The organism is Streptomyces sp. NPDC025721 (genome assembly GCF_055558595.1).
In genome coordinates, this window is sequence record NZ_JBVHMF010000025.1 from 105,807 (window position 1) to 127,558 (window position 21,752).

The window sequence follows — 21,752 nt, forward strand, 5'->3', positions numbered from 1 at the left end:
CCGGGGCGTCAGATCAGGTGTACCGGGGCGTCCCCCATCACTTCACGGAGGAAACATGTCTGCCGGAATTGCGAGCCGAGGATGACGGGCGGGGCGCCGGCGATCGTGGTGCGCCATGTGTCGAAGTCGTTCGGCGGTGTCGCGGCGGTCCAGAATGTGTCCTTCACCGTATCGGGCGGCGAAGTCGTCGCATTGGCGGGTGAAAACGGCGCGGGGAAATCCACGGTGAAGAACATCATCGGCGGAATCCTGCGTCCCGACACCGGGCGGGTCGACTTCGGCGGGCCCGGCGCCGACGCCGACAAGGCGGGTGCGGCGGGTGCGGCGGGCGGTGCGGCGGCCGGAACGGGCGCTGCGAGAAAGCGCTCAGGTGTTGCCACGGTGCACCAGGAGACCAGTCTCTTCCCGGATCTCACGGTCGCCGAGAACATCCTCATCGGCCGGCTGCGCGACGGCCGCTCGCTGACCGTCAGGCCAGGACGCCTCAAGCGGCTCGCGGCGCCCGTCCTGCACCGTGTCGGCGCGCGCTTCGGCCCGGAGGCGCTCGTACGGGACCTGTCCGCCGGGCAGCGGCAGTTGGTGGAGATCGCCAAGGCGCTGGCCACCGAACCGCGGGCCATCGTCTTCGACGAGCCGACCGCTTCGCTCAACCTCGCGGAACGCGAACTGATCATGCGGATCATCGAGCAGTTGCGCGCCGACGGAGTGGCGGTTCTCTACATCTCGCACTATCTGGAGGAGATCGCGCGGCTCAGCCAGCGCATCGTGGTGATGCGGGACGGACAGGTCGTCGGCGACCGCCCGACGAGCGAACTGGACCGCAGCGCGCTCGAAGCCCTCATGGTGGGACGCGAACTCGCCCGGGGATACCCGGCGCTTCCGCGTCCGCGGTCCGAGACCATGCTCTCGGTGCGGGACCTCGACGACGACGCACGCGTCAGCGGGGTCTCGTTCGACATCGCCAAGGGCGAGATCTTCGGGCTCGCGGGGCTGATGGGCTCCGGTCGCACCGAGGTCGCCAGGGCCGTCTTCGGGCTCGGCGGCAGGACCGGGCGGATCGAGATCGCGGGGCAGCCGCTGCGCCGCGGCGATGTCCGCGCGGCCATCGCGGCCGGAATCGCGTTCGTCACCGAGGACCGCGCGCACGAAGGGCTCTTTCTGGAGCGGCCCATTCGGGAAAGTCTCTCCCATGTCGACCTCGGCTCGGTCTCCGCCGCGCGAAAGGGCGGCTGGCTGGACCACCGGGCCGAACGGCGTCTGGCCCAGGAACTCGCCGCCAAGGTCGGGCTCGTCGCCCGCGGCGGCCTGGAATCCGGCGGGAATTCACTCAGCGGCGGAAACCAGCAGAAAGTCGTCATCGGCAAGTGGCTTGCCAGGAAACCACGTCTGATCATTCTGGACGAGCCGACCCGGGGAATCGACGTCGGCGCCAAGGCGGAAATCTACCGTCTTCTCATCGACCTGGCCGACAGCGGATCGTCCATCCTGCTCATCAGTTCGGAAATGGAGGAAGTGCTCGGCCTCAGCCACCGCGTCGGGGTCATGCACGACGGCAGATTGGTTGACATTCTCGACAGGTCCCAGGCCACTCAGGAAACGGTGATCAGGCTCGCCACGGGCGGCGTCCGATGAGAACCCCTTCGTGGCTGTACGACGGCCCCCGCGCGCTGGTGCGGCGACAGCCGCTGCTGCCCGTGCTGGCGGTGCTGCTGATCGTTCTGTCGGTGTCCTACGACGGCTTCGCCGGTACGGCGAACTTCCGCAACATCGCCGTACAGGCGAGTCCCCTGACCATCGCCGCGGTCGGCGCGACCTACGTGGTCATCACGTCGGGCATCGACCTGTCCGTCGGCTCGATGCTGTTCCTGGCCGCCGCCGTCGAGTCCAGCGACGCCCTGATCGGCAGGCCCGCGGGCGTGGTGTTCCTCGCCGTCGCCGCGGCGGGGGTGTGCATGGGGCTGCTCAACGGCGCCGCGGTCGCGACGAGCCGGGTGCCCGCCCTCATCGTCACCCTCGCCACTCTCCAGGTGTTCCGCGGCGCCGGGGGTCATATCACCGGCCAGCAGAACATCAACCTCCCGGCGAATCTCCGGCACATCGGCACATCGGCGGTGCTGGGGGTTCCCGCGCCGGTCTGGCTGGCCGCGGCCGCGGCGCTCGGCGGGGGCTGGGTGTTCAGCCGCACGCTGTTCGGCCGGTATCTCCAGGCGGTGGGTTCCCACCGCGACGCCGCCGTCAACGCGGGCCTGCCGGTGAAATGGGTGACCGTCGGGGCGTACGCGCTGGCCGGGCTGCTGGCCGCGCTCGCGTCCCTCACCCAGACCGGCCGCCTCGGCGCCGTTCAGCCGTCCATCGGCCAGGGCTACGAACTGACGGTCATCACGGCCGTCGTCCTCGGCGGGACGAGTCTGTTCGGTGGCCGCGGCAGCATCACCGGCACCGTCCTGGGCGCCCTCGTCCTCACGACCGCGCAGACCGGACTGGTGTTCTCCGGGGCCTCTCCCTATGTCTTCGACATCGTCCGGGGCGCCGTTCTGCTCGTCGCTGTTCTCGCCGCCGCCGTCCGGTGGCGCAATCCGGTCCGGCTGTTCGGTCCGACCCGTCCCTCTCCGTCGGACGGCCCCCGGACCGTGCCCGCGGAGGCCGGCGCAACGAAACTGAAGGAGCTCAGATGAAGCCGAACCTGATCACAAGATGCGCGGCCGTCGCGGCCGTGGCCTGCCTGGCGCTGACGGCCTGTGGCTCGTCCTCGAAATCCGGGGCGGGATCGACGTCCGGGGGCAAGCACGGCACGATCGGGGTCAGTTTCGATCTGCTCAACGCGATCCGCACCTCGGAGAAGGTTTCCATCGAGAAGGCGGCGGCAGCGGCCGGTTACAAGGTCGTCTTCTCCGTCGCGGACCAGGACGCGCAGAAGCAGGCGTCGCAGATCCAGGATCTGATCCAGACACGCAAGGTCGACGCGCTCATCGTCATCGCGCAGGACGGGAAGCAGATCGCCTCCTCGATCAGCCTGGCCAAGGCCCGCCGCGTTCCCTTCGTGACCATCGACCGGGCGGTCGCCGACGTACAGGACGTCACGTTCCAGATCACCGGCGACCCCAAGGCGGACGGCAAGCTGGCGGCGGACGAGTTCGCCGCGGCGGGCAAGTCCAAGCCGTTGAAGGTGCTGGAGCTGGTGGGCGCGCTCACCGACCAGAACGCGATCGGCCGCAGGGACGGCTTCGACCACACACTGGACGGCAACCCCGACGTCACGGTGGTCAGCCGGGTCCCCACCAACTGGGACCCGTCCCAGGCGCTGGACGGCACCTCCAACGCGCTGCAGAAGGACTCCGGCATCAACGCGATCTTCGTTCCGTCGGACTTCCTTCTGCCGTCGGTGCAGTCGGCGCTCACCACCGCCATGCGGCTCGCTCCGATCGGCGACCCCAAGCATGTGTTCCTGGTGACGATCGACGGTGACGAGAACGGCTGCAAGGCCATCAAGGACAAGACCCTCGACGCCGACATAGCCACCCGCGTCGACCAGTTCGGCAAGGAGGCCGTCGCGTCGATCGCCACGGCGCTGGCCAAGCAGACCGTCAACCCCAAGACGGTCCAGAGCGCGGGCGTGACCCTCGACCAGGCCAACTTCGCGGCCGTCAGCTCCCAGGTGTGGGGTTGCGGTGCCTGAGACCGCCGACACCGGATCGCGTCCGGGCCGCCTGTCGTGGCTGCGTGATCCGGCCCGTCGTCCCGCCTGGTTCGGCGATCTGTCGATGCTGCCGGCCCTCGCCGTGCTGATCGCCGTCCTGAGCCTGACCACCGACGGCCTGCTGACGTCGTCGAACATCACCAATGTGTTCAGCCAGTCGGCCGTCGTCGCGATCGCCGCCATCGGCGCGACCTTCGTGATCCTCACCGGCGGCATCGACCTGTCCACCGGGAGCGTGATCGGCGCCAGCGGCGTCGCGGGGGCGTGGGTCATCACCACGACCGACAGCGTCGCGGCGGGCATCACGTTCGCGCTGCTGACCGGGGCGGCCATCGGTGTGCTGGTCGGACTGCTGGTCGCCAGGCTGCCCGTCGTGCCGTTCGCGGTGACGCTCGCGGCGCTGTACGTCGTCAGCGGCGCCACGACGCTCCTCAGCCACGGCAGGACGATCGCCCCCGTCCCGACCGGTTTCGTCGACTTCAGCATCGACGGGCCCGGCGGCGTGCCGTACGCCGTGTGGATGACGGTCGGGCTGTACGTGGTCGCGCAGGTCGCCCTGACGCGCACGGCGTGGGGCCGCCGGGTCCTGCTGCTGGGAGCCAGCGAGGAGGTCGCCCGGATCAACGGGGTCAACGTCCCCCTCATGAAGACCAGCGTGTACGCGGTGGCCGGTCTGTTCTCGGCGCTGGCCGGTGTCGTGCTGACCTCGGAACTGGCCGGGGCGGGAGCGAGCATGGGCAGCCCCCTGCTGCTCAACGTCGTCGGCGGCGTGGTCCTCGGCGGCACCAGTCTGTTCGGCGGTCGGGGCAGCCTGCTGCGCACCGCGACAGGGGTGCTGTTCCTCGGCTTCCTCTCCAACGGCATGAGCCTGCTCGGACTGGCCTCCTACGACCAGCAGATGGTGACCGGCGCGCTCATCTTCGTCGCCGCCTGCGGGGACGGTCTGGTGCGCTGGATACGCCCACGGTCGGCCACTGCCTGACCGCCGCCGTCGCCGTACCTCACTCAACAACTCGACCCATGGACGAAGAAGCAGGCGATCAATGAGATTCACCCACAAAGTCGCGGTGGTCACCGGCGCCAACTCCGGTATCGGCCGGGCCACCGCCGTGCGGCTGCTGGCCGAAGGCGCTCAGGTGCTCGCGGTCGACCTCCGCCATGACGCACCGTGGCCCGAGCCCGACCGCGACCGGCTGAGCACGCTCACCCTCGATGTCGCGGCGGCGGACGCCGCCGACGTCCTGACCGATACCCTGCGGTCGCGCTTCGGGCGCGTCGACGTGCTCGCCAATGTGGCGGGCATCCTGCGCATCGCGCCCTTCCTCGACGTGAGCCGCGCCGACTGGGACCGCGTCCTCGCGGTGAACCTGACGGCGCCGTTCTTCCTCGCCCAGGCGGTGGCGCGGATGATGGTCGACACGAAGACTCCCGGACGCGTCGTCAACGTCTCGTCGGTGCACGCCGTCGTCTCCGAGCCGGGCGCCGCGCCGTACACCGCGACCAAGGGCGGTCTCGAGGCGATGACGCGGACCATGGCGTCCGAACTCGCCCCGCACGGCATCACGGTCAACTGCGTACGGCCGGGGCCGGTGCGTACCGGCATGAGCGACCCGATCTACACACCCGCCGTCGAGCGGGCGCTGGAGTCCCGCGTGCCGCTGGGCATCGCGCCGCCCGAGTGGATCGCGGCGGCCATCTGCTACCTGGCGTCCGACGAGGCGTGCTACACCACCGGAGCCGGTCTCGATGTCGACGGAGGGTACGCGATGGACGGCGCGCTTCCCGGATTGGCGTACTCGTGAGCGCCCGGGAGCAGCGGGTCGCGGTGGTCACCGGGGCGGCGTCCGGCATCGGCCGGGCCACGGCGCTCCGGTTGGCGGACACCGGATACGACCTCGCGGTGCTGGACATCGACGCCGACGGGCTGGCGCGGACCTGCGCGGAGATCGAGAAAGCGGGGGGTGCGGCCCGCGCCTTCCCCGTCGACCTGCGCGATCCCGACGCGGTCGGCTCGGTCACCAGGGAAGTCGCCGTCACGCTGGGGACGCCCGCGCTGCTGGTGAATGTCGCGGGCACCGGACTCGCCGCGACGGTGCTGGAGACCAGCGACGAGGACTGGGACCGCGTCCTGTCGGTCAATCTCACCGGGCCCTTCCTCACCACCCGCGCGATGCTGCCGCTCATGCTCGACAACGGCGGTGGCGTGGTCGTCAACGTCGCCTCGGTCGCGGGCCAGGTCGGCCTCGCCCGGCGGGCCGCGTACTGCGCCTCCAAGGCGGGGCTGGTCGGGCTGACCCGGGCCATCGCGGTGGACCACGCCAAGGATGGCATCCGGTGCGTCGCGGTCTGCCCCGGCACCGTCGCGACCGAGTGGATCGACAAGATCGTCGCGAACGCCCCCGATCCGCTCGCGGCCCGGCAGGCGATGGCCGCCCGCCAACTGGACGGACGGCTGGGCTCGCCCGAGGAGATCGCCGCCACGATCGCCTTCGTCGCGGGCCCGGACGGCCGCTTCGTCAACGGCGCGGCGCTGATCGTCGACGGCGGCCTGACCGCGGCGTGAGCCGTCCTCGGAAGGGGACCGGCCGAGTGCCGGGGAGTGACGGTCCGGGGTCCGCCGGGGCCGCCTCTCACGGACGACGCCGTCCGCGAGTGGCGGCCCCGGTCCCCGGCCGGACCGCGCTGATCAGGCATTGATGTCCTGCACGCCCGTAGTGGCCCGGGGGGCGATCGGGTAATTTGGCCGCACACGAAAGGAACCGTCAGTGACCCTGTCCACAGGTGACAACGACGTCCCGTCCGAGCAGGGGACGACGGTTCCCCGCGACGCGATGTCTCTGCAGACAGCGTGGCTGCGCAGCTTCCTCGCGGTCGCCGACCGGGGCGGATTCGGCACCGCCACGCATACTCTGCACCTTTCGCAGTCGCGGGTCAGCGCGCACATAGCGGCGCTGGAACACGCCCTGGGGGTCACGCTCTTCGACCGCAAGGCCCGCCCGGTCTGCACCACGCAGGCGGGTGACCTCTTCTACGGTCACGCGCGGGCGGCGCTCCAGGAACTCCAGCGCGGTGTCGACGCCGCCCGCAGTACGCAGGACCAGATCGTCGCCCACCTCACCGTGGCCAGCTACCCGTCGGTCAGCTCCACCTATCTCCCGACGCTCCTCCAGATCCTCAAGGCCGACCATCCCGGTCTCACCGTCGAGCTCTGGGAAGGGACCGCGGCCACGTTGGAGGAGGCCGTCGCGACGGGCACGGTCGACATCGCCTTCCGGCCGACGCTGCCGAAGATGCGCGAGCCCACGCTGTGCCACCGCACGATCTGGCGGGAGGACATCGTCGCGGTCATGCGGGACAACGATCCGCTGGCGACCAAGGCGACCGTCCGCGTGGACGACATCCTCTCCCGGCCCCTCATCGGCAATCCGGCCGGTTCCGAGGAGGAGGGCGGCGGCTACGACCTGCGGCACATGCTCGGGGAGTACGAGTCGAAGGCGGACATCGCCTATCTCACCGATCATCCCGCCACGCTCATCGCCCTTGTCCGGTCGGCGTTCGGCATCGGGATCATCAACCAACTGGCCGTGGAGACAACGACGACGGACGGTCTCACCGTCCGCCGTATCGAGTCGCCCACCGCCCACCGGGACGTCGCGCTGTTCTGGCCCCGCCGGCGTTCGAGCAACGCGGCCGTCTGCGCCTTCCTCAACGCGCAGGGCCGCACGCCGCTCCCGGCGAGCGTACGGCCCCTTCCGCCGACGGCCTGAGCCGGTCGCCCGGACGCCGCCGCCGTACGCGCCCGGAGCGGCCTTCCCGTCTCAGCCGCGGAAGGCCGCCACGGGGACGCCGCGCGTGTCCGTGGCGACGACGAAGACGGAGCCGGACAGCGGGGAGCGCTCCAGATCCTCGGCGGACAGGCCCTCGCGGGCCGAGGTGACATACAGCCTGCCGTCGGCGCCGAAGGCACAGCTCGTGGGCTGCGGGACGGGCACCGGCACGCGTCCGATCACGCGGCCCGCCGGGTCGTAGCGCCGTACCTCGGCGCCGCCGTGCATGGCTGTCCAGAAGCAGCCGTCGACGTCGACCGCCAGGCCGTCGGGGACCCCGGAGCCGTCGGTCTTCGTCAGGACCTCAAGGCCGCCCAGTTCCCCGGAGTCGGCGTCGAACGCGCTGCGGTAGAGCAGTCGGGCGTAGCTGTCGGCCAGGTACATCACGGTGTTGTCGGCGTTCCAGCCCAGTCCGTTCGGCAGGACCAGCCCGTCCGCGACGACGACGCTCGGGGCGTCTGCGTCCCAGCGGTGGAGCCGTCCCTGGCCGGGGGCGAACCGCATGTCGTTGCTGCCCGCCCAGAACCGTCCGCGGGCGTCCACCTTGCCGTCGTTCATCCGCAGGTTCGGCTCCGGCAGGACCGGGTCGACGACGGTGGTCACGCCGTCGACGACGAAGCCGAATCCGCCGGCCACGGCGGCGGCGAACCCGTCGTCGTGGGCCCGCGGCGCGACCGCGCCCACCATGACACCGACCTCGGTCACGGTCTGCCGCCCGGTGGCCAGGTCGTCCTCGTAGACCGTGCCGCCGTAGATGTCGACCCACACCAGCCGGCCGGTCCTGGGGTCGAAGACAGGGCCCTCCCCCACCTCGGAGGTGTCGCTGCGCACCGCGACATCCAGATCGGTGTAGGTCCGCACACTGCCCATGACGACTCCGTTTCCGCGTGACGTCCACGTTTTCCCGCGTGTTCTTCGGCCGCGTGCCTCTTCTGCGTGCTGTTCCGGGCAGTCGCGGCGGCCCCTGCCGGACAACCTCGCCCGCAGCCGTGGCCACTGTCAACGGCGGATAGCGGATGGCGGGGATCCGGGCTGCGAATGGGCCGTTTCCCGTGGTCGCGCACGGCCCAATTCACAGCGGTGGGAAGGAGTCCCTCCGGCCGGGGTGCGTGCAGCACCGCCCTGATGAAGGCGCGGGCCGCCGCGCCCAGCGGCCGTTCGGAATGCCACCAGGGCCCTCGCCAGGTCCTGAGCCCGCACGGGGACCTCGCACGGGACCCCGAGCAGGACCCTGCAAGGAGACCCCTCACAGATAGGCAGGCAACCTGCTAATCTATTCGACAGGCAGCCTGCCTATTCGAGGCCGCTGCGACCCGCCCTGGACCACGCCCGAACGCGGGCGGCAGGGGACCGGCGGGCGCGGGAAGCGAGAGGAGTCACGCGGTGAAGGTCATCGCACGCGGTGCCGTACCGGTACTCGTCAGCGGGGCGCACGGCGACAGGCGGGGAAAGCCCTTCGGCGCGCGCTTCGTGACCCCGCTGTACACGGGGGCCGCGCTCAATCCGGTCAACAGCTCCGTGATCGCGACGGCTCTGGTCCCCATCGCCGCCTCGCTGGACATACCGGTCGGGCGGACCGCGATCCTGATTTCGAGCCTCTATCTGACCAGTGCGATAGCGCAGCCCGCGGCCGGACGGCTGGCGGAGGTGTTCGGCCCGCGCCGGGTGTTCCTGACCGGCACGCTCATCGTGCTCGCCGCGGGCGTGATCGGCGCGATCGCCTGGAATCTGCCCGTCCTGGTGCTCTCCCGCGTCCTGATCGGCGCGGGCACGTCCGCCGCCTACCCCTCCGCGATGCTGCTGATCCGCCGCCGGGCGACCGCGGTCGGTCTCCAGGATCCGCCGGGCAACGTCCTCGGCGGTCTGGCGGTCGCCGGTGCGGCCACCGTGGCGATCGGCCCGGCCGTGGGCGGGCTGCTCGTCGGCGGGCTCGGGTGGCAGACCGCGTTCCTGGTCAACGTCCCGGCCGCCGGTGCCGCCTTCGCGATGGCGCTGCTGTGGATCGACAAGGACCCCGCCCGCGCCGGGGGCCGCTCACCGCGCGAGCTGGCCGTACGCATCGACGTCGTCGGCATGGCGGGCTTCACGGGCGCCCTCACCTCGCTCCTGGTCTTCCTGACCGGGCTGCCCACGCCGGACTGGACCGCGCTGGCGGCCGCGGTCGTGCTGGCGGGAGCACTCGTCGCCTGGGAACTGCGGGCCGCCCGTCCGTTCCTCGATGTGCGGCTGCTCGCCTCGAAGCCCGCGCTGACCCGCACGTATCTGCGCAACGGGCTGACGCTGATGGGCACCTATGTGATCCTCTACGGTCTGACCCAGTGGCTGGAGGCCGCGCACGGGCTGTCCGCGTACCAGGCGGGCCTGGTCCTCGTCCCGATGGGCGCCCTGTCGGCCGTCACGGCCCGGATCGCCTCGCGCCGCACATCGGTGCGGGGCGTGCTGATCGGCTCCGCGGTCCTGCTGCTGCTCGGCGCGGCGGCCGCCCTGCCGCTCACGGCGCACACACCGGTCGCCGCCGTCGTCGCCGTCACCGCGCTGTTCGGCCTCACCTCGGGGGCGAGCACCGTGGCCAACCAGACGGTCCTCTACCGCGAGTCCCCGCCCGAGAGCGTCGGCACGGCCTCGGGGCTGCTGCGCACCTTCGGGTACATCGGCTCGATCGCCTCGGCGGCCATCACCGGGATCGCCTTCCACAGCCGCGTCGACGACACCGGCCTGCACCGTATCTCGTGGTCGCTGGTCGCCATCGGCGCCGTCGTCCTCCTCATGACCGTCTTCGACCGCCACCTGGCCGGTGTCCGACAGGGCTCCGCGGCGGCGGTCGATCCCCCCGCCCCACACGACCACACCGCTGAACCGCACCGCTCAGGTGATCCGCGTCTCTCAGAAAGTACCGACATGACCACCCCCGCCCAGCCCGTCGTCGCCTCCCGTACCGCCCTGTTGCTGATGGACTTCCAGCCCGCGGTCCTGGCCGCCGTTCCCGACGGCGAGGCCGTGCTCGCCCACGCCCAACAGGCCCTGTCCTGGGCACGTTCGCTGGACATCCGCGTCGTCCACGTCCGCGTCGCCTTCGCACCGGAGGACTTCGCCGCCGTGCCCGACCGCAACAAGTCCTTCGCCCCCGTCGCCCGGCAGGGGTTCCTCGCCGACGGCAGCCCGGAGGCGGACCTGCACGACGCGCTCGACGTACGGGAGGGCGACATCGTGGTGCGCAAGGTCAGGGTCGGCGCGTTCTCCGCCGCCACCGGACTCCACCCGACGCTGCTCGGCCAGGAGATCGACACCCTCGTCCTCGCCGGGCTCTCCACCTCGGGCGTGGTGCTCTCGACCGTGCGGCACGCCGCCGACGAGGACTACCGGCTCTATGTCCTCAAGGACGCGACCGGCGACCCCGATCCGGAGGTCCACCGCGTGCTGACCGAGAAGGTGTTCCCGAGCCAGGCGGACGTCATCACCATCGATGATCTGTCCGCGCTCGGCAAGCAGGCTTGAGCCCCGCTCCCGACGTGAAGTCGGTATCCGGAAATCGGATCGGGCCCATATGCGATACGGGTCGGCGGTGTTGTCCGGGCAGTGCACCGCCTCCCGGCTCTGAACTGGGCCGATCCGCTTTCCGAATAGGGCTGTTCCGACATCCACGCTTCACTGTCGCCGCGGTGCGCACGTATCGTCCTGAGGTATGGACATCCCACTTTCCAGTCCCCTGTGCGCAATTGAAGAGTTGCCGGAAATCCGCCGCGGTGGATTCACGGAACGGGACCCTGAATCAGCGCACACAGCGGATGAGTGGGTGAGCTTTCCCTCGGTGTTGGGGGATCTCCCGCCGGAATCCGGCGCGGGTCTCCTTCCGAACTCCGTCCGGCCGGTGTGCGCATGACGAACGTGCGCGGAACGGACACCGGCGCGGCGGCGCCCGCGCGGACGGCCGGTGAACCGGCCGTCCCGCTGGTCGCACGGCCCGGCATTGACAACATCGGGCTGGTGCGGACGGACGTGGCGGCGGGCACGCCCGTACGGGTCGCGCGGGGTGTGGTCCCCGCCGCCGACGACATCCCCGCGGGCCACAAGGTGGCCGTCTCCCCCATCGCCGCGGGCGCCGAGGTCCGCAAGTACGGGGAGGTCATCGGTGTCGCCGCCCGCGACATCCGGCCCGGCGAACACGTACACGTCCACAATCTCGGCCTCGGCGACGCCACCCCCCGCGCCGGGGCGCCGCGGCCCGCTCCCCCGGCCTGGCGGCCCCCGGCCGAGGCCACCCGCGACCACTTCCTCGGCTACCGGCGCGCCGACGGCCGTGCCGCCACCCGCAATTACCTGGCCGTGCTCCCGACGGTGAACTGCTCGGCGACCGTGGCCCGGATGATCGCCCAGGCCGCCAACGACCGCCACGCCGGGGCGCCGGGCCTGGACGGCGTCATCGCCCTGACCCACGACCTCGGCTGCGGCATGGCCGAGGGCACCGAGGGCGACGACCTGCTGCGGCGCACCCTGCGCGGCTACGCGCGCCATGTGAACATCGCCGGTGTGCTGACGGTCAGTCTCGGCTGCGAGGTGAACCAGCCGGAGAACGTCTTCGGCGACGATCCGGCCGTGCGCACGCTCACCATCCAGGCGCTCGGCGGCACCGCGGCGACCGTGAACGCCGCCCTCGACCGCGTCGCCGAGATGGTCGGCGGCCTGGCGACGCTGTCCCGCGAGCCGGTCGGCCTGCACGAACTCACCCTCGGACTCCAGTGCGGCGGCAGCGACGCCTATTCGGGGCTGACGGCCAATCCGACGCTGGGCGTCGCCGCCGATCTGCTGGCCGCCGCGGGCGGGCGGGTCGTCCTGGGCGAGACCCCGGAGATCTACGGCGCCGAGCACCTGCTGCGCGACCGCGCCGCCACGCCCGCGATCGCCGAACGGCTCGACGAGTTGATCGCGTGGTGGCAGCGGTACGTCACCCGGCACGGCGCCGCGCTGGACAACAATCCCTCCAAGGGCAACAGGGCCGGGGGCATCACCACCATCTGGGAGAAGTCGCTCGGTGCGGTACTCAAGAGCGGGAGCAGTCCGCTCAACGGAGTCGTCGGCTACGCGGAGCCGGTCACGGCGCCCGGTCTGACGTTCATGGACACGCCCGGATACGACCCCGTGTCGGCCACCGGCATGGTCGCGGGCGGGGCGAATCTGCTGGCCTTCACCACCGGTCGCGGCTCGCTGTTCGGCTCACGGCCCGTGCCCTGTCTGAAGATCAGCACCACCAGTCGGCTCTACCAGCACATGAGCGGCGACATGGACTTCGACGCCGGCCCGGCGATGTCCCGCGACGAGCATGTGCGGTACGGCACCCGGCTCTTCGAGACGCTGGTGGACATGGCCTCCGGCACGCCGAGCAAGTCCGAGGCGCTCGGCTTCGGGGCCGAGGAGATCGTGCCGTGGCGCATGGGGGCCGTGCTGTAGGAGCCGGACCCCGGCGGCGGGTCAACGGTCGCTGTCCGCCAGGCGGTTCATGATCTCGGCCGCCTTCAGCAGCGTCCTGCGCTCGTCGGCCCGGAGCAGATCGCGTACCGCCGCCTCCAGCCAGGCTTCCCGGACGGCGGGGATGGTCTCGACCAGCGCCCGGCCCTCGGCCGTCGCGTGCAGGAGCGTCTTGCGGCCGTCGGCGGGGTCCTTGCCCGAGGTGATCAGCCCGCCGTCGCGCAGCGCCGCGAGCGTCTCGGCCATCGACTGCCGCCGTACGTGTTCGGCCGCGGCCAGATCGCTCGCCGTGGTGGGGCCCTCGTCCACGATGCGCCCGAGCGTGGTGATCTGCGACCAGGTCCACCGCATGTCGTCCGTCGCCGACTCGGCCCGCAGCCGGGCCCGGAGCCGGGTCATGGCCTTCATCAGCTCAGCGGCCGTTCCGGCCTGCGGTCTCGGTTCGCTGTCCACCGCCCAAGACTATCCGGCGCGCGGCCCACCTGCCCGTTCTCCCCGTGGGTCCGCCGCCGTCCCCCGCGGCCTCCGAGGGTGACGGCGGGTCAGATCAGCGGCAGCAGGGCCCTGCCGCCCGCGGCGCCCGCTTCCGGCGCGGTGGCCGTGCGGTCCGCGGGGACGCGCTCCAGGACTCCGCCCGCGAAGACGTCGTAGAGCGGCAGCGACTCCAGGTGGACATAGCCGATGTGGCAGTCGCAGACGGCCAGCGGGCAGGGGCGGGGGGCCAGGGCGGCCCGGTAGGAGCCGTCGTAGAGATTGCCCAGTTCGGCGCGGACGAAGTGGCAGCGGCGGACCGTGCCGTCGCCGTCCACCGACAGGACGGACTCGCCGGTGCGGCAGGGCAGGCCGGCCGAGCGGTGCGGGTGGCGGCTGTAGGGGAAGAGCGGGTCGAGGGCCGTCCAGGCGTCGGCTTCCGCGTCGGTGTAGGTGTGGCCCTCGGCGGCGTTCACCCACAGGTAGACGTGGCCGGGCAGCGCGGCGCGCAGCCGGGCCGCGTCCGCGAGGTGTTCCGGCAGCCCGACGACGCCGACGCTGAACCGGACACCGCGGTCGGCCACTTCGCGCGTCTTGCGCAGGAAGCGGTCGTACGGGGTCTGGCCGGGGTGGTAGGTGCACCACAGGGCGAGGGTGCCGGGGTCGGCGTCCGCGAGCCAGTCGGTGCGGCAGCTCAGATTCGTCTGGATGGCGACCCGGTCGATGTGCGGCTCGTGCGACAGCTCGGCCAGGGTGTTCCGGTACCAGGAGCGGACCAGGCCCTCGCCCCACGGGGTGAACAGCACGGACAGCCGGTCGCCCCGCTGCTCTCGCGCCCAGTGCGCGAAGCGGGCGAGCGCGGCGCGGTCGGCGCGCAGTTGCGCGGGGCTGTCGCGGCGCTTGGCGAAGGGGCAGTACGGGCAGTCGTAGTCGCAGGAGGCGAGCGGGCCGCGGTAGAGCAGCGTCAGATCCATGGCGGCGTCCTCACTTCAGCTCGTACGCGGCCATCGCCGCCCGGACCCGGGGCGAGAACAGTTCGGGGCCGAGGGCGTCGGAGTGGGCGAGTCCTTCGGGGGACAGCCGTATGCGGCCGGTCGCGGGGGCCTCGTCGTCGAGCCAGCCTCGGGCCGCGAAGCGGTCGATCTCGGCGGCGAAGTCGGCGTGGGCGTCGATGCCGAAGCGGTCGCGGTAGTCGGCCAGGGGCATGCCGTCGGCTTGCAGCAGCGACTGGAGCAGGTGTCGGCGGCGGGCCTCGTCGGCGTCGACCCGGCGGCCGTGGGCGGCGCGGGTGAAGTCGTCGGTGGTGGTGTACTCGTCGATGATCGCGCGGATCTCGCGCATGTCGACGGCGTAGTCGAAGGAGTAGTGCAGCGTGGAGGTGTAGGAGCGGGCGCCGCAGCCGAGGCCGATCATGCCGTCGGTCTGGCAGGCGTGGTCGTCGGGCCCTTGGGGCGCGGCGTCGGCCCGGCGGAACATCCGCATGGAGACCTGCTCGTAGCCGTGCGTCAGGAGGTGGTCGCGGCCCTGTCGGTACAGCCGCAGCCGCTGCTCGTCCCAGGCCGGGTCGCTGACGGCGGTGCGGCTCTCCAGGCCGGTCTTCGGCCGTACGTACAGCGGGTAGAGGTACAGCTCCTCCGGCCGCCAGCGCAGCGCGGCCTCCAGCGAGGTGCGCCAACTGGCCGGGGTCTGGCCGTCGATACCGTAGATGAGGTCGATGTTGAGGACCGGGATACCGGCGTCGCGGACGCGGGCGAGCGCGGCTTCGACGTCGGCGCGGCGCTGGGGCCGTACGGCGGCTTTCGCCTCGTCGTCCACGAAGCTCTGGACACCGAGGCTGAGCCGGGTGGCGCCGCGGTCGGCGAGGACGGCGAGCCGGTCGGCGGTGGCGGTCGCGGGCGACGCCTCGACGGAGAGCGGGATCGCGCGCAGGTCGGCGCCCATCCGGCGCTCGGCGATGTCGCAGAGCCGTTCCAGTTCTGCGGCCGTCAGGAAGGTGGGGGTGCCGCCGCCGAAGGCCGCGGTGGCGAACCGTAGCGGCTCGCTGTCGCCGAGCGCGTCCCGGACGGCGGTGGCCTGCCGGTCGAGCGCGTCGAGATAGCGGGTGGTCAGCTCGCCGGGCGCGCCGATGCGGGTGAAGAGGTTGCAGAATCCGCAGCGGACCTCGCAGAACGGGATGTGCAGATAGAGCGAGAGCGCGTCCTTGGGCTCCGCCTGCCACAGGCCGCTCAGCGCGGGCCGGTCGGGCAGCGGGCGGTAGGCGGTCTTGTGCGGATACGCGTAGACGTAGCTCTGGTAGGGACTGTCGGCGGGGGGCGCGGGCTGGTCAGGGGACGGCGCGTCGGCGGGCGTGGTCGTGGAGACCGGTGTCGTCGTGGAGATCGGTGTCGTCGAGGAGATCGGTGTCGTCGAGGAGATCGGCGCGTTCATGAGGACGGCTCCAGGAAGAAGTGGGCGTAGGGCACCGTCCAGACCGCCTCGTGGCCGAGGCGGTGACCTGTGTAGCCGTCGTCTCCGTAGGTGGTGCCGTGGTCGGAGCAGACGATGGCGAAGCAGCGGCGGCGGGCCGCCATGGCGTGGAAGAGACGTCCGATGTGCCGGTCGATGTACTCCAGCGCCGCCGCGTGCGTGGCGCGGGTGTCACCGGCCTCGCGGGTGGCGCCCGGTGTGTGGAACCAGTTGGGCTGGTGCAGCGCGGACGCGTTGAGGAAGAGGAACAGCCGCTGGTCGGCGGGCAGTTCGGCGACGACCTGCTCCGCGCGCGCGACCTGCGCCTCGAAGGAGGTGGGCGAGGCGACGCCGAACTCCGGCTCCCAGTGGCTCTCCTGGAACAGTCCCGGCAGGACGTCGCCCAGCGCGCCGCGCTTGTTGAAGAAGCCGACGCCGCCGATGCAGACGGTGCGGTATCCGGCCGCCGCGAGCCCGGACACCAGGTCGGGCGTGTCGAAGACGTACGTGCCCGCCTCGGTGGTCTCGCTCCCGGCGAAGCGCGCGGCGAACAGCCGGGGGTGCGGTCCGGGCGCCGCCGGGGTCGGCAGGAATCCGGCGAAGATCGCCTGGTGCGAGGCGTAGGTGAAGCTGCCGGGCGCGTGCCGCTCCTCCCAGCGCCCGCCCGGCAGATGGCGCGCCAGATGCGGAATGCGGCCGGCCGCGGCCAACTCGGCCGCGACGTCGTGGCGGAGCGTGTCGAGGGTGATCAGGAGGAGGTCGTCGCGGCCCACGACCTCGTTCATGTCCGGGCCTCCGCCGTCCAGGAGGGCGGGCGCGAGCGCGTCAGAGGGTCGCATGTCGGGTCCTCGGCGCTTGGTGGTGCGACGGTTCGTGGCCTGCTGGTACGTGCCGCGCCGCGCCGTGCGGTGCCGGTTCGGGCGGGGCTGGTTCGTGCGGCGCCGGTACGGGCGCGGCGGATGCATCGGCGGCCGGTTCGTACGCGCTCCGTTCGTACGCGGCCGGTGCGTACGGTGGTCGGACTCCGGTCGGCGACGCGGCGCGGGCGCGTACGGCGGCGATCTGGGCGGCGTAGGTGTCCAGGCCCTCCGCTCCGCTGCCCGGCAGTCCGGTGAGCCTCGGCAGCAGGTCGCCGAAGGCGTTGACCTCGCCGACCGCGAAGCGCCGCCAGCCGATCGCGGGGAGCAGGTCGACGCCGACGCACAGCGTGCCGGGGAAGCAGGCGGCGGCACGCTCGCAGATCTCCAGCGCCTGCTCCCACCGGACGCCCGCGGCCTCGATCGCGGCGCCGAGGTCGCCGCGCGCGCCGCCCAGGTGGAGGTTGGTGAGCGGCGAGCGGCTGGTGCGCACCACGGCGTGGGTGGCGCGGCCGTCGACGACCACGATCCGCAGGTCGGCGACGCGCCCGTGCAGCGACGCCTTGGGCAGCCATCGCTCGATGTGCAGGCCGTCCGGTGCGAGCGCGTCGACCAGCGCGGCGATCTCGGTCTCGCGGGTGATACGGCGCACCCGCAGCGAATTGTGCAGACGTCCGTCCGCCGACTCGACGGACGTGGTGGCCTGGACACGCCCGCCGCCCGCCGTCTCCACGGCGAGCACCCCGGAGGCCGACGATCCGTGCGCGAGTTTGACGAAGGCGCGCGGCATGGCGTGCTCGCGCATCAGCGCCCGTACGTCGGCCCAGCCGCGCACCGCGGGGGCGGCGGCACCCGAGGTGGGCGAGGCGGGTACGGGCACCCCGGCCTCGGCCAGCCTCCGGTGGCAGCGCCGCTTGTCGAACAGCACCGCCAGTTCGTCCGGGTCGTCCAGCCGCCTGCCGCCGTCCAGGGTGCGGACGGCGGCGGTGAATCGGGCGTACCAGCGGGCGCTCCCCTCCACCCGCGTGGGGTCGTCCATGTCCCGCAGCGCGCGGTCCACTTCGGCGTCCTCACCGGGCGAGTCGAGCCGTACGACCTCGTCCGCCGCGAAGGTCGCGCCGCCCTCGCGCAGGACGTCGCGCCAGGGCACGACGCGGGGCGCGGGCAGCCCGGCCTCGGTCGCGGCGCGCGCGAAGAGACCGACCCGCCGGTTCTCCGGGTTGCCGACGACCGCGAAGCGCGGTTCGTCTCTCACGTCACCTTCCCCCTCTCCCCTGGTCGCCCACGTGCCCGGCGCTGATGGACGGTCACCGGTCACCGGTCCGCCGCCCGGCGGTGGTCATCGGCCGGTCGGCGACCGGCTGGACGGCTGACGGAACGACCGGCTACTCGCCGACGGCGACGAAACGCCACACGGTCTCGTCGTCGTCATCGACCTCCTCGTCGGCGTCGTCGCGGTCCAGTTCGACGTGGACGCCCGACGGTTCGAGGGCTTCCCGCAGGCGCCGGGCGACCGGCGAGGTGAGGTAGTTGTGGTGCAGGTCGAGTGTCTTGAGGTGGGTGAGGGGCTGGCCCGCGAGCAGCGCCGTGGCGCCCTCGTCGGTCAGCACGCCCATCGACAGGTCGAGGGTCTCCAGCCGGGCCACGACGGGCGCGGAGGCGAGGGCCGCGGCGATCTCGTCCTGCATCTCGCTGTTGCGCAGGGCCAGCGAGCGGAGTTTGGGCAGCAGCGCGCCGGTGAGGAACGGCGCCAGGTCGGTGATCTCGCTGTCCCCGCCGTACTCGGAGGTGCCGAGCCACAGGTCGAGGTGTTCCAGCGCGGGCAGGTCGCTGGCGGCGATGCCGCGGACGGCCTGCGCGGGCATGCCGCCGGTCTCGACGGTGAGCGAGCGCAGCCGGGCGTGCGTCACGGCGGGGAAGGCCAGGTCCTGTCCGCCGCGTACCCCGAACGACTCCAGTTCGGGGAAGCCGTCGAGCAGCGGGGTGACATCGCCCTGGTTGATCCAGGAGATCTCGCACTCCTCGCCCACGATGTCGCCGAGGAACAGGGCCCGCAGCGCGGGCAGTCGGTCCTTCACGGACAAGATGGCCGCGATCAGCGGTTCCGGTCCGCTCTCGTAGGCGTCGCTCCAGGAACCGACGATCAGTGCGCGCACCCGCGTGATGTCGACGGCCTGGGTGAACCGGGCGAAGGCGTCCTCCCACTTCTCCTCGCTGTCGTAGGAGTCGACGCCGATCCGCCAGGCGGCGGCGTCCGCTTCCGGCAGGTCGGTGCCCTTGTCGTCGGGTCCGGGGAAGTCGAAGGCGGGCAGGCCGTGCAGCTCCCGCATGTGGTTCCCGATGGTCATGTCCGCCTGCTCCTGACGTTCGACATTCGACGGCCGTACGAATTCGGCCGCGGCGATCACCGGCCGATGTGTGAGCAAGTTCTACCAAGCCGCACTGACAACGGCTGCGGCCGGGCCGACTCTGAGCCGTTGTCAGACCCCGCGCCTACGGTCGGTGTCGACGCGGTGCACGGAGCGCCGCGCGGAGGGAGAGCGATGTACCGGCAGGGTGATGTGCTCATCGCGCCGACCGACGAGTCGGCGCTGCCGCCGCACATGGACGACGCGCCGCAGGAGCCGCGGGACGCGCGCGGCCGGCTCGTCCTCGCGCTGGGCGAGGTGACAGGTCACGCGCACGCCGTCATGGGACCCGGACGGCTCTTCAGCCCGCCGGCCCCGTTCGCGCCGATGCTGCTGCATCTGCCGGACGGCGGACGGGTCGTGCACGAGGAGCACGCGGCGATATCGCTGCCCAAGGGCTGGTACCGCGTGGTGCGGCAGCGGGAGTACGTACCGGGCTCGGTCCGCGTGGTCGCCGACTGAGCGTCCCGCGGTGGCGCCCGGGGTCCGGGCGCGCGGGCACGGCAGGACAGCACGTCGAGGGCAGGGAGCAGAACTCATGGGAGGGGACGGCATGTCGACCGTCGAGCAGTGGAGGCAGGCCGCCGTGGCCACCGGATCCGCGGACCGCGCGGCGGCCGAGGCTGGGGTGCGGCTGGCGTACCGGCGCGCGGGGCTCGCGGAGCCGGAGCGCGTCCGTTGGGCCGGATCGCCGCGCGCGGCCGTGGCGATGCTGCGCGCGGAGGCCGCGCTTCAGGGGACGCGCGGCAAGGGCCACAGCGTGCGGGACGAGGTGCGCGGACGGCCGTGGGCCGCGGAGCGGGCCCGGCTGCACGCGGCGCTCGGCCCCGCGGGCTGGAGCGAGCGGTGGAACGCGACCGGGGCGCGGCTGTGGGAGGGGACGCAGGCGCTGGCGGGCCGGATCAGGGCCGGTGTGGTCGAGGAGTTGGCGCGGGGGCGGAAGGAGGAGCCGGAGATCCGGCTGCTGCTGCTCGACGCGGTCCTCGGTCAGCACGAGGCGGCCTGGCTGTGCGCGTTCGACACGCGGGAGGGCTCCCCGCTGGACGGGCTGGCGGCGGTCGCCCGCTCGGCGGGCTGGTGGTGGCCGTACGAGCGGGTCGCGATCGTCTGCGAGCGCCCCGCCGAGCTGCACCGCGACGAGGCGGGCCGCCTCGACCGGGCCGACGGTCCCGCGCTCGCCTTCCCCGACGGCTTCGCGCTGCACGCCTGGCGCGGCATGCCGGTCCCCGCCGAGTTCCTGCGTGAGCTGGGCACCCTCACGCCGGAGCGGATACGCGGCGAGGAGAACGCGGAGCTGCGCCGCGTCATGCTGGAGCACTACGGCTACGACCGCTATCTGACCGAGTCGGGCGCGGTCCCCGTGCACCGGGACGAGACCGGCATCCTCTGGCGGATCGCGCTGACCGGGGACGAGGACGTGACGATGGTCGAGGTCGTCAACTCCACACCGGAGCCGGACGGCACGAGCCGTACGTACTGGCTGCGGGTGCCGCCCGGCACCAGCACGGCGAAGGAGGGCGTGGCCTGGACGTTCGGCCTGACCGCCGACGCCTACGAGCCGCTGCGCCAGACCTGACCGCCGGACAGGCCCTAGGCGCGTTCGACGATGCGGGAGAGCTCGGCGTCCAGGGCGGACCGGACGGTCCGGGTGTCGAGCGGGGCGCGCTCCCGGGCGAAGGAGACGAAGCGGCGCACGGGGGCGGCGTCCAGTTCGACGCGGGCGTCCTGGCCGGGACGGCCGAGGCGGATCAGCAGCCGGGAGCCGGTTCCGGCCGAGGGCGTGACCCGGACGTCGCCGAGGCCGACGGCTCCGGTCAGGCCCCGGGCCAGCAGGTCCCAGGCGAAGATCCAGGTGGCGGTCTCGGGGCCGCCGAGGCCGAAGGTCATCCGCACGGCGAGGCAGTCCTGCGGGTCGTAGGCCATCCACGCCGGAATCCGCAGCCGGTGGCCGCCGGGCAGCGGCATCGACGCCGTCACCGTGTGGCAGCAGGAGTCGGGCATCGAGTCTCTTTTCGCCGAACGACGGGACGCGGCCGGTGGCGGTACTACCGGACAGGTCCTCGACCTCTGAGGCTCCGTGTGCCCCCGCCCGCGGATCACATGCCGCTCACATACCGGCCGCCGGTACGCCGCCCGGCGGATTTCCCGGCGGGGCATGGCCACCACGGGCGCGGGCACCCGCATTCCATGGAGGATGCGGAGATGGCTGATCATCACGATGTGCGCCGGATCGCGTTGACCCTGCCGGAGGCGGTGGCGGCGGACGACGGGATGTCCGTATCGGTGCCGAACGGCGGCAGGCACAAGAAATTCGCCTGGGTGTGGCTGGAGCGGACCGACCCGAAGCAGGCCCGCGTCCCGCGGACCGACGTGGTGGCCGTCCGGGTCGCGGGCCAGGAGGAGAAGGAGGCGCTCCTCGCCTCAGACCCGGCGAAGTTCTTCACCGAGCCGCATTACAACGGATTCCCCGCCGTGCTCGTACGGCTCAAGGCCGTCGCCGAGGACGAGCTGCGGGAGCTGCTCGTCGGCGCCTGGCGTTGCCAGGCGCCGCGAGCCCTCGTGCGGGATTCCGGTCTCTGAGACG

The 21,752-nt window shown here is 72.2% G+C and carries 21 protein-coding genes; 12 read left to right on the plus strand and 9 right to left on the minus strand.

The window, feature by feature from the left end:
- Nucleotides 1-8 precede the first annotated feature (8 nt).
- The gene (locus ACZ4EF_RS28745) at nt 9-239 is read right to left on the minus strand and encodes a hypothetical protein (protein ID WP_467507018.1); all 231 of its coding nucleotides are present in this window, start codon (nt 237-239) and stop codon (nt 9-11) included.
- On the opposite strand from ACZ4EF_RS28745, the gene ACZ4EF_RS28750 reads away from it, so the two are divergent.
- The 7 genes from ACZ4EF_RS28750 to ACZ4EF_RS28780 all read left to right on the plus strand — a co-directional run bounded on the left by ACZ4EF_RS28750 (nt 157) and on the right by ACZ4EF_RS28780 (nt 7,464).
- A complete protein-coding gene (locus ACZ4EF_RS28750) occupies nt 157-1,632 on the plus strand; it encodes a sugar ABC transporter ATP-binding protein (RefSeq protein ID WP_467507016.1) in 1,476 nt (491 codons plus the stop codon). The two genes, ACZ4EF_RS28745 and ACZ4EF_RS28750, sit on opposite strands and share 83 nt — an antisense overlap.
- Nucleotides 1,629-2,675, plus strand: a complete 1,047-nt coding sequence (locus ACZ4EF_RS28755; protein WP_467506986.1) for an ABC transporter permease — start codon at nt 1,629-1,631, stop codon at nt 2,673-2,675. Before ACZ4EF_RS28750 ends, ACZ4EF_RS28755 begins: the two co-directional genes overlap by 4 nt.
- Nucleotides 2,672-3,676 (plus strand): sugar ABC transporter substrate-binding protein, encoded by a 1,005-nt coding sequence (locus tag ACZ4EF_RS28760; RefSeq protein ID WP_467506988.1) that lies wholly within the window; start codon nt 2,672-2,674, stop codon nt 3,674-3,676. Before ACZ4EF_RS28755 ends, ACZ4EF_RS28760 begins: the two co-directional genes overlap by 4 nt.
- Nucleotides 3,669-4,679: an ABC transporter permease gene (locus ACZ4EF_RS28765; RefSeq protein ID WP_467350431.1), complete on the plus strand. Its 1,011-nt coding sequence runs from the start codon at nt 3,669-3,671 to the stop codon at nt 4,677-4,679. The genes ACZ4EF_RS28760 and ACZ4EF_RS28765 overlap by 8 nt, the downstream gene beginning before the upstream one ends.
- Before the next feature lie 61 nt (nt 4,680-4,740).
- On the plus strand, nt 4,741-5,499 hold the full coding sequence (locus ACZ4EF_RS28770; protein WP_355349045.1) for an SDR family NAD(P)-dependent oxidoreductase: 759 nt from the start codon (nt 4,741-4,743) through the stop codon (nt 5,497-5,499).
- Nucleotides 5,496-6,260 (plus strand): SDR family NAD(P)-dependent oxidoreductase, encoded by a 765-nt coding sequence (locus ACZ4EF_RS28775; protein WP_467506990.1) that lies wholly within the window; start codon nt 5,496-5,498, stop codon nt 6,258-6,260. Before ACZ4EF_RS28770 ends, ACZ4EF_RS28775 begins: the two co-directional genes overlap by 4 nt.
- A gap of 202 nt (nt 6,261-6,462) precedes the next feature.
- Nucleotides 6,463-7,464, plus strand: coding sequence for a LysR family transcriptional regulator (locus ACZ4EF_RS28780; RefSeq protein WP_467506992.1), 1,002 nt, complete (start codon nt 6,463-6,465; stop codon nt 7,462-7,464).
- Nucleotides 7,465-7,515: 51 nt separating this feature from the next.
- Here the strand turns inward: ACZ4EF_RS28780 and ACZ4EF_RS28785 are convergent, their stop codons facing one another.
- The gene (locus tag ACZ4EF_RS28785) at nt 7,516-8,394 is read right to left on the minus strand and encodes an SMP-30/gluconolactonase/LRE family protein (RefSeq protein WP_467506994.1); all 879 of its coding nucleotides are present in this window, start codon (nt 8,392-8,394) and stop codon (nt 7,516-7,518) included.
- Between the two features lie 513 nt (nt 8,395-8,907).
- On the opposite strand from ACZ4EF_RS28785, the gene ACZ4EF_RS28790 reads away from it, so the two are divergent.
- Together ACZ4EF_RS28790 and ACZ4EF_RS28795 are read left to right on the plus strand one after the other, a co-directional pair.
- Nucleotides 8,908-11,019: an MFS transporter gene (locus tag ACZ4EF_RS28790; protein ID WP_467506996.1), complete on the plus strand. Its 2,112-nt coding sequence runs from the start codon at nt 8,908-8,910 to the stop codon at nt 11,017-11,019.
- Between the two features lie 381 nt (nt 11,020-11,400).
- Nucleotides 11,401-12,969 (plus strand): UxaA family hydrolase, encoded by a 1,569-nt coding sequence (locus ACZ4EF_RS28795; RefSeq protein WP_467506998.1) that lies wholly within the window; start codon nt 11,401-11,403, stop codon nt 12,967-12,969.
- A gap of 21 nt (nt 12,970-12,990) precedes the next feature.
- Here ACZ4EF_RS28795 and ACZ4EF_RS28800 read toward each other — a convergent pair whose 3' ends face one another.
- The 6 genes from ACZ4EF_RS28800 to ACZ4EF_RS28825 form a co-directional block, all read right to left on the minus strand.
- Nucleotides 12,991-13,440 (minus strand): MarR family winged helix-turn-helix transcriptional regulator, encoded by a 450-nt coding sequence (locus tag ACZ4EF_RS28800; protein ID WP_391161832.1) that lies wholly within the window; start codon nt 13,438-13,440, stop codon nt 12,991-12,993.
- 89 nt (nt 13,441-13,529) lie between these two features.
- Nucleotides 13,530-14,432 carry an STM4011 family radical SAM protein gene (locus tag ACZ4EF_RS28805; protein ID WP_391161833.1) on the minus strand — a complete coding sequence of 301 codons (903 nt, stop codon included), beginning with the start codon at nt 14,430-14,432 and terminating at the stop codon, nt 13,530-13,532.
- 10 nt (nt 14,433-14,442) lie between these two features.
- Nucleotides 14,443-15,885 (minus strand): STM4012 family radical SAM protein, encoded by a 1,443-nt coding sequence (locus ACZ4EF_RS28810; RefSeq protein WP_467507000.1) that lies wholly within the window; start codon nt 15,883-15,885, stop codon nt 14,443-14,445.
- Nucleotides 15,882-16,688, minus strand: coding sequence for an STM4013/SEN3800 family hydrolase (locus ACZ4EF_RS28815; protein WP_401312761.1), 807 nt, complete (start codon nt 16,686-16,688; stop codon nt 15,882-15,884). Before ACZ4EF_RS28815 ends, ACZ4EF_RS28810 begins: the two co-directional genes overlap by 4 nt.
- Nucleotides 16,689-16,728: 40 nt before the next feature.
- Nucleotides 16,729-18,015 (minus strand): STM4014 family protein, encoded by a 1,287-nt coding sequence (locus ACZ4EF_RS28820; RefSeq protein ID WP_467507002.1) that lies wholly within the window; start codon nt 18,013-18,015, stop codon nt 16,729-16,731.
- 130 nt (nt 18,016-18,145) lie between these two features.
- A complete protein-coding gene (locus tag ACZ4EF_RS28825) occupies nt 18,146-19,108 on the minus strand; it encodes an STM4015 family protein (protein ID WP_391049875.1) in 963 nt (320 codons plus the stop codon).
- Between the two features lie 195 nt (nt 19,109-19,303).
- Between ACZ4EF_RS28825 and ACZ4EF_RS28830 the strand changes: the two genes are divergently transcribed.
- Nucleotides 19,304-19,630 carry a hypothetical protein gene (locus ACZ4EF_RS28830; RefSeq protein ID WP_467507004.1) on the plus strand — a complete coding sequence of 109 codons (327 nt, stop codon included), beginning with the start codon at nt 19,304-19,306 and terminating at the stop codon, nt 19,628-19,630.
- A gap of 91 nt (nt 19,631-19,721) precedes the next feature.
- On the plus strand, nt 19,722-20,744 hold the full coding sequence (locus ACZ4EF_RS28835) for a DUF6745 domain-containing protein (protein ID WP_467507006.1): 1,023 nt from the start codon (nt 19,722-19,724) through the stop codon (nt 20,742-20,744).
- Between the two features lie 14 nt (nt 20,745-20,758).
- On the opposite strand, the gene ACZ4EF_RS28840 is transcribed toward ACZ4EF_RS28835, so the two are convergent.
- Nucleotides 20,759-21,169 carry an SsgA family sporulation/cell division regulator gene (locus ACZ4EF_RS28840; protein WP_467507008.1) on the minus strand — a complete coding sequence of 137 codons (411 nt, stop codon included), beginning with the start codon at nt 21,167-21,169 and terminating at the stop codon, nt 20,759-20,761.
- Nucleotides 21,170-21,370: 201 nt separating this feature from the next.
- Between ACZ4EF_RS28840 and ACZ4EF_RS28845 the strand changes: the two genes are divergently transcribed.
- Nucleotides 21,371-21,748: an MmcQ/YjbR family DNA-binding protein gene (locus ACZ4EF_RS28845; protein ID WP_188283019.1), complete on the plus strand. Its 378-nt coding sequence runs from the start codon at nt 21,371-21,373 to the stop codon at nt 21,746-21,748.
- Nucleotides 21,749-21,752 lie beyond the last annotated feature (4 nt).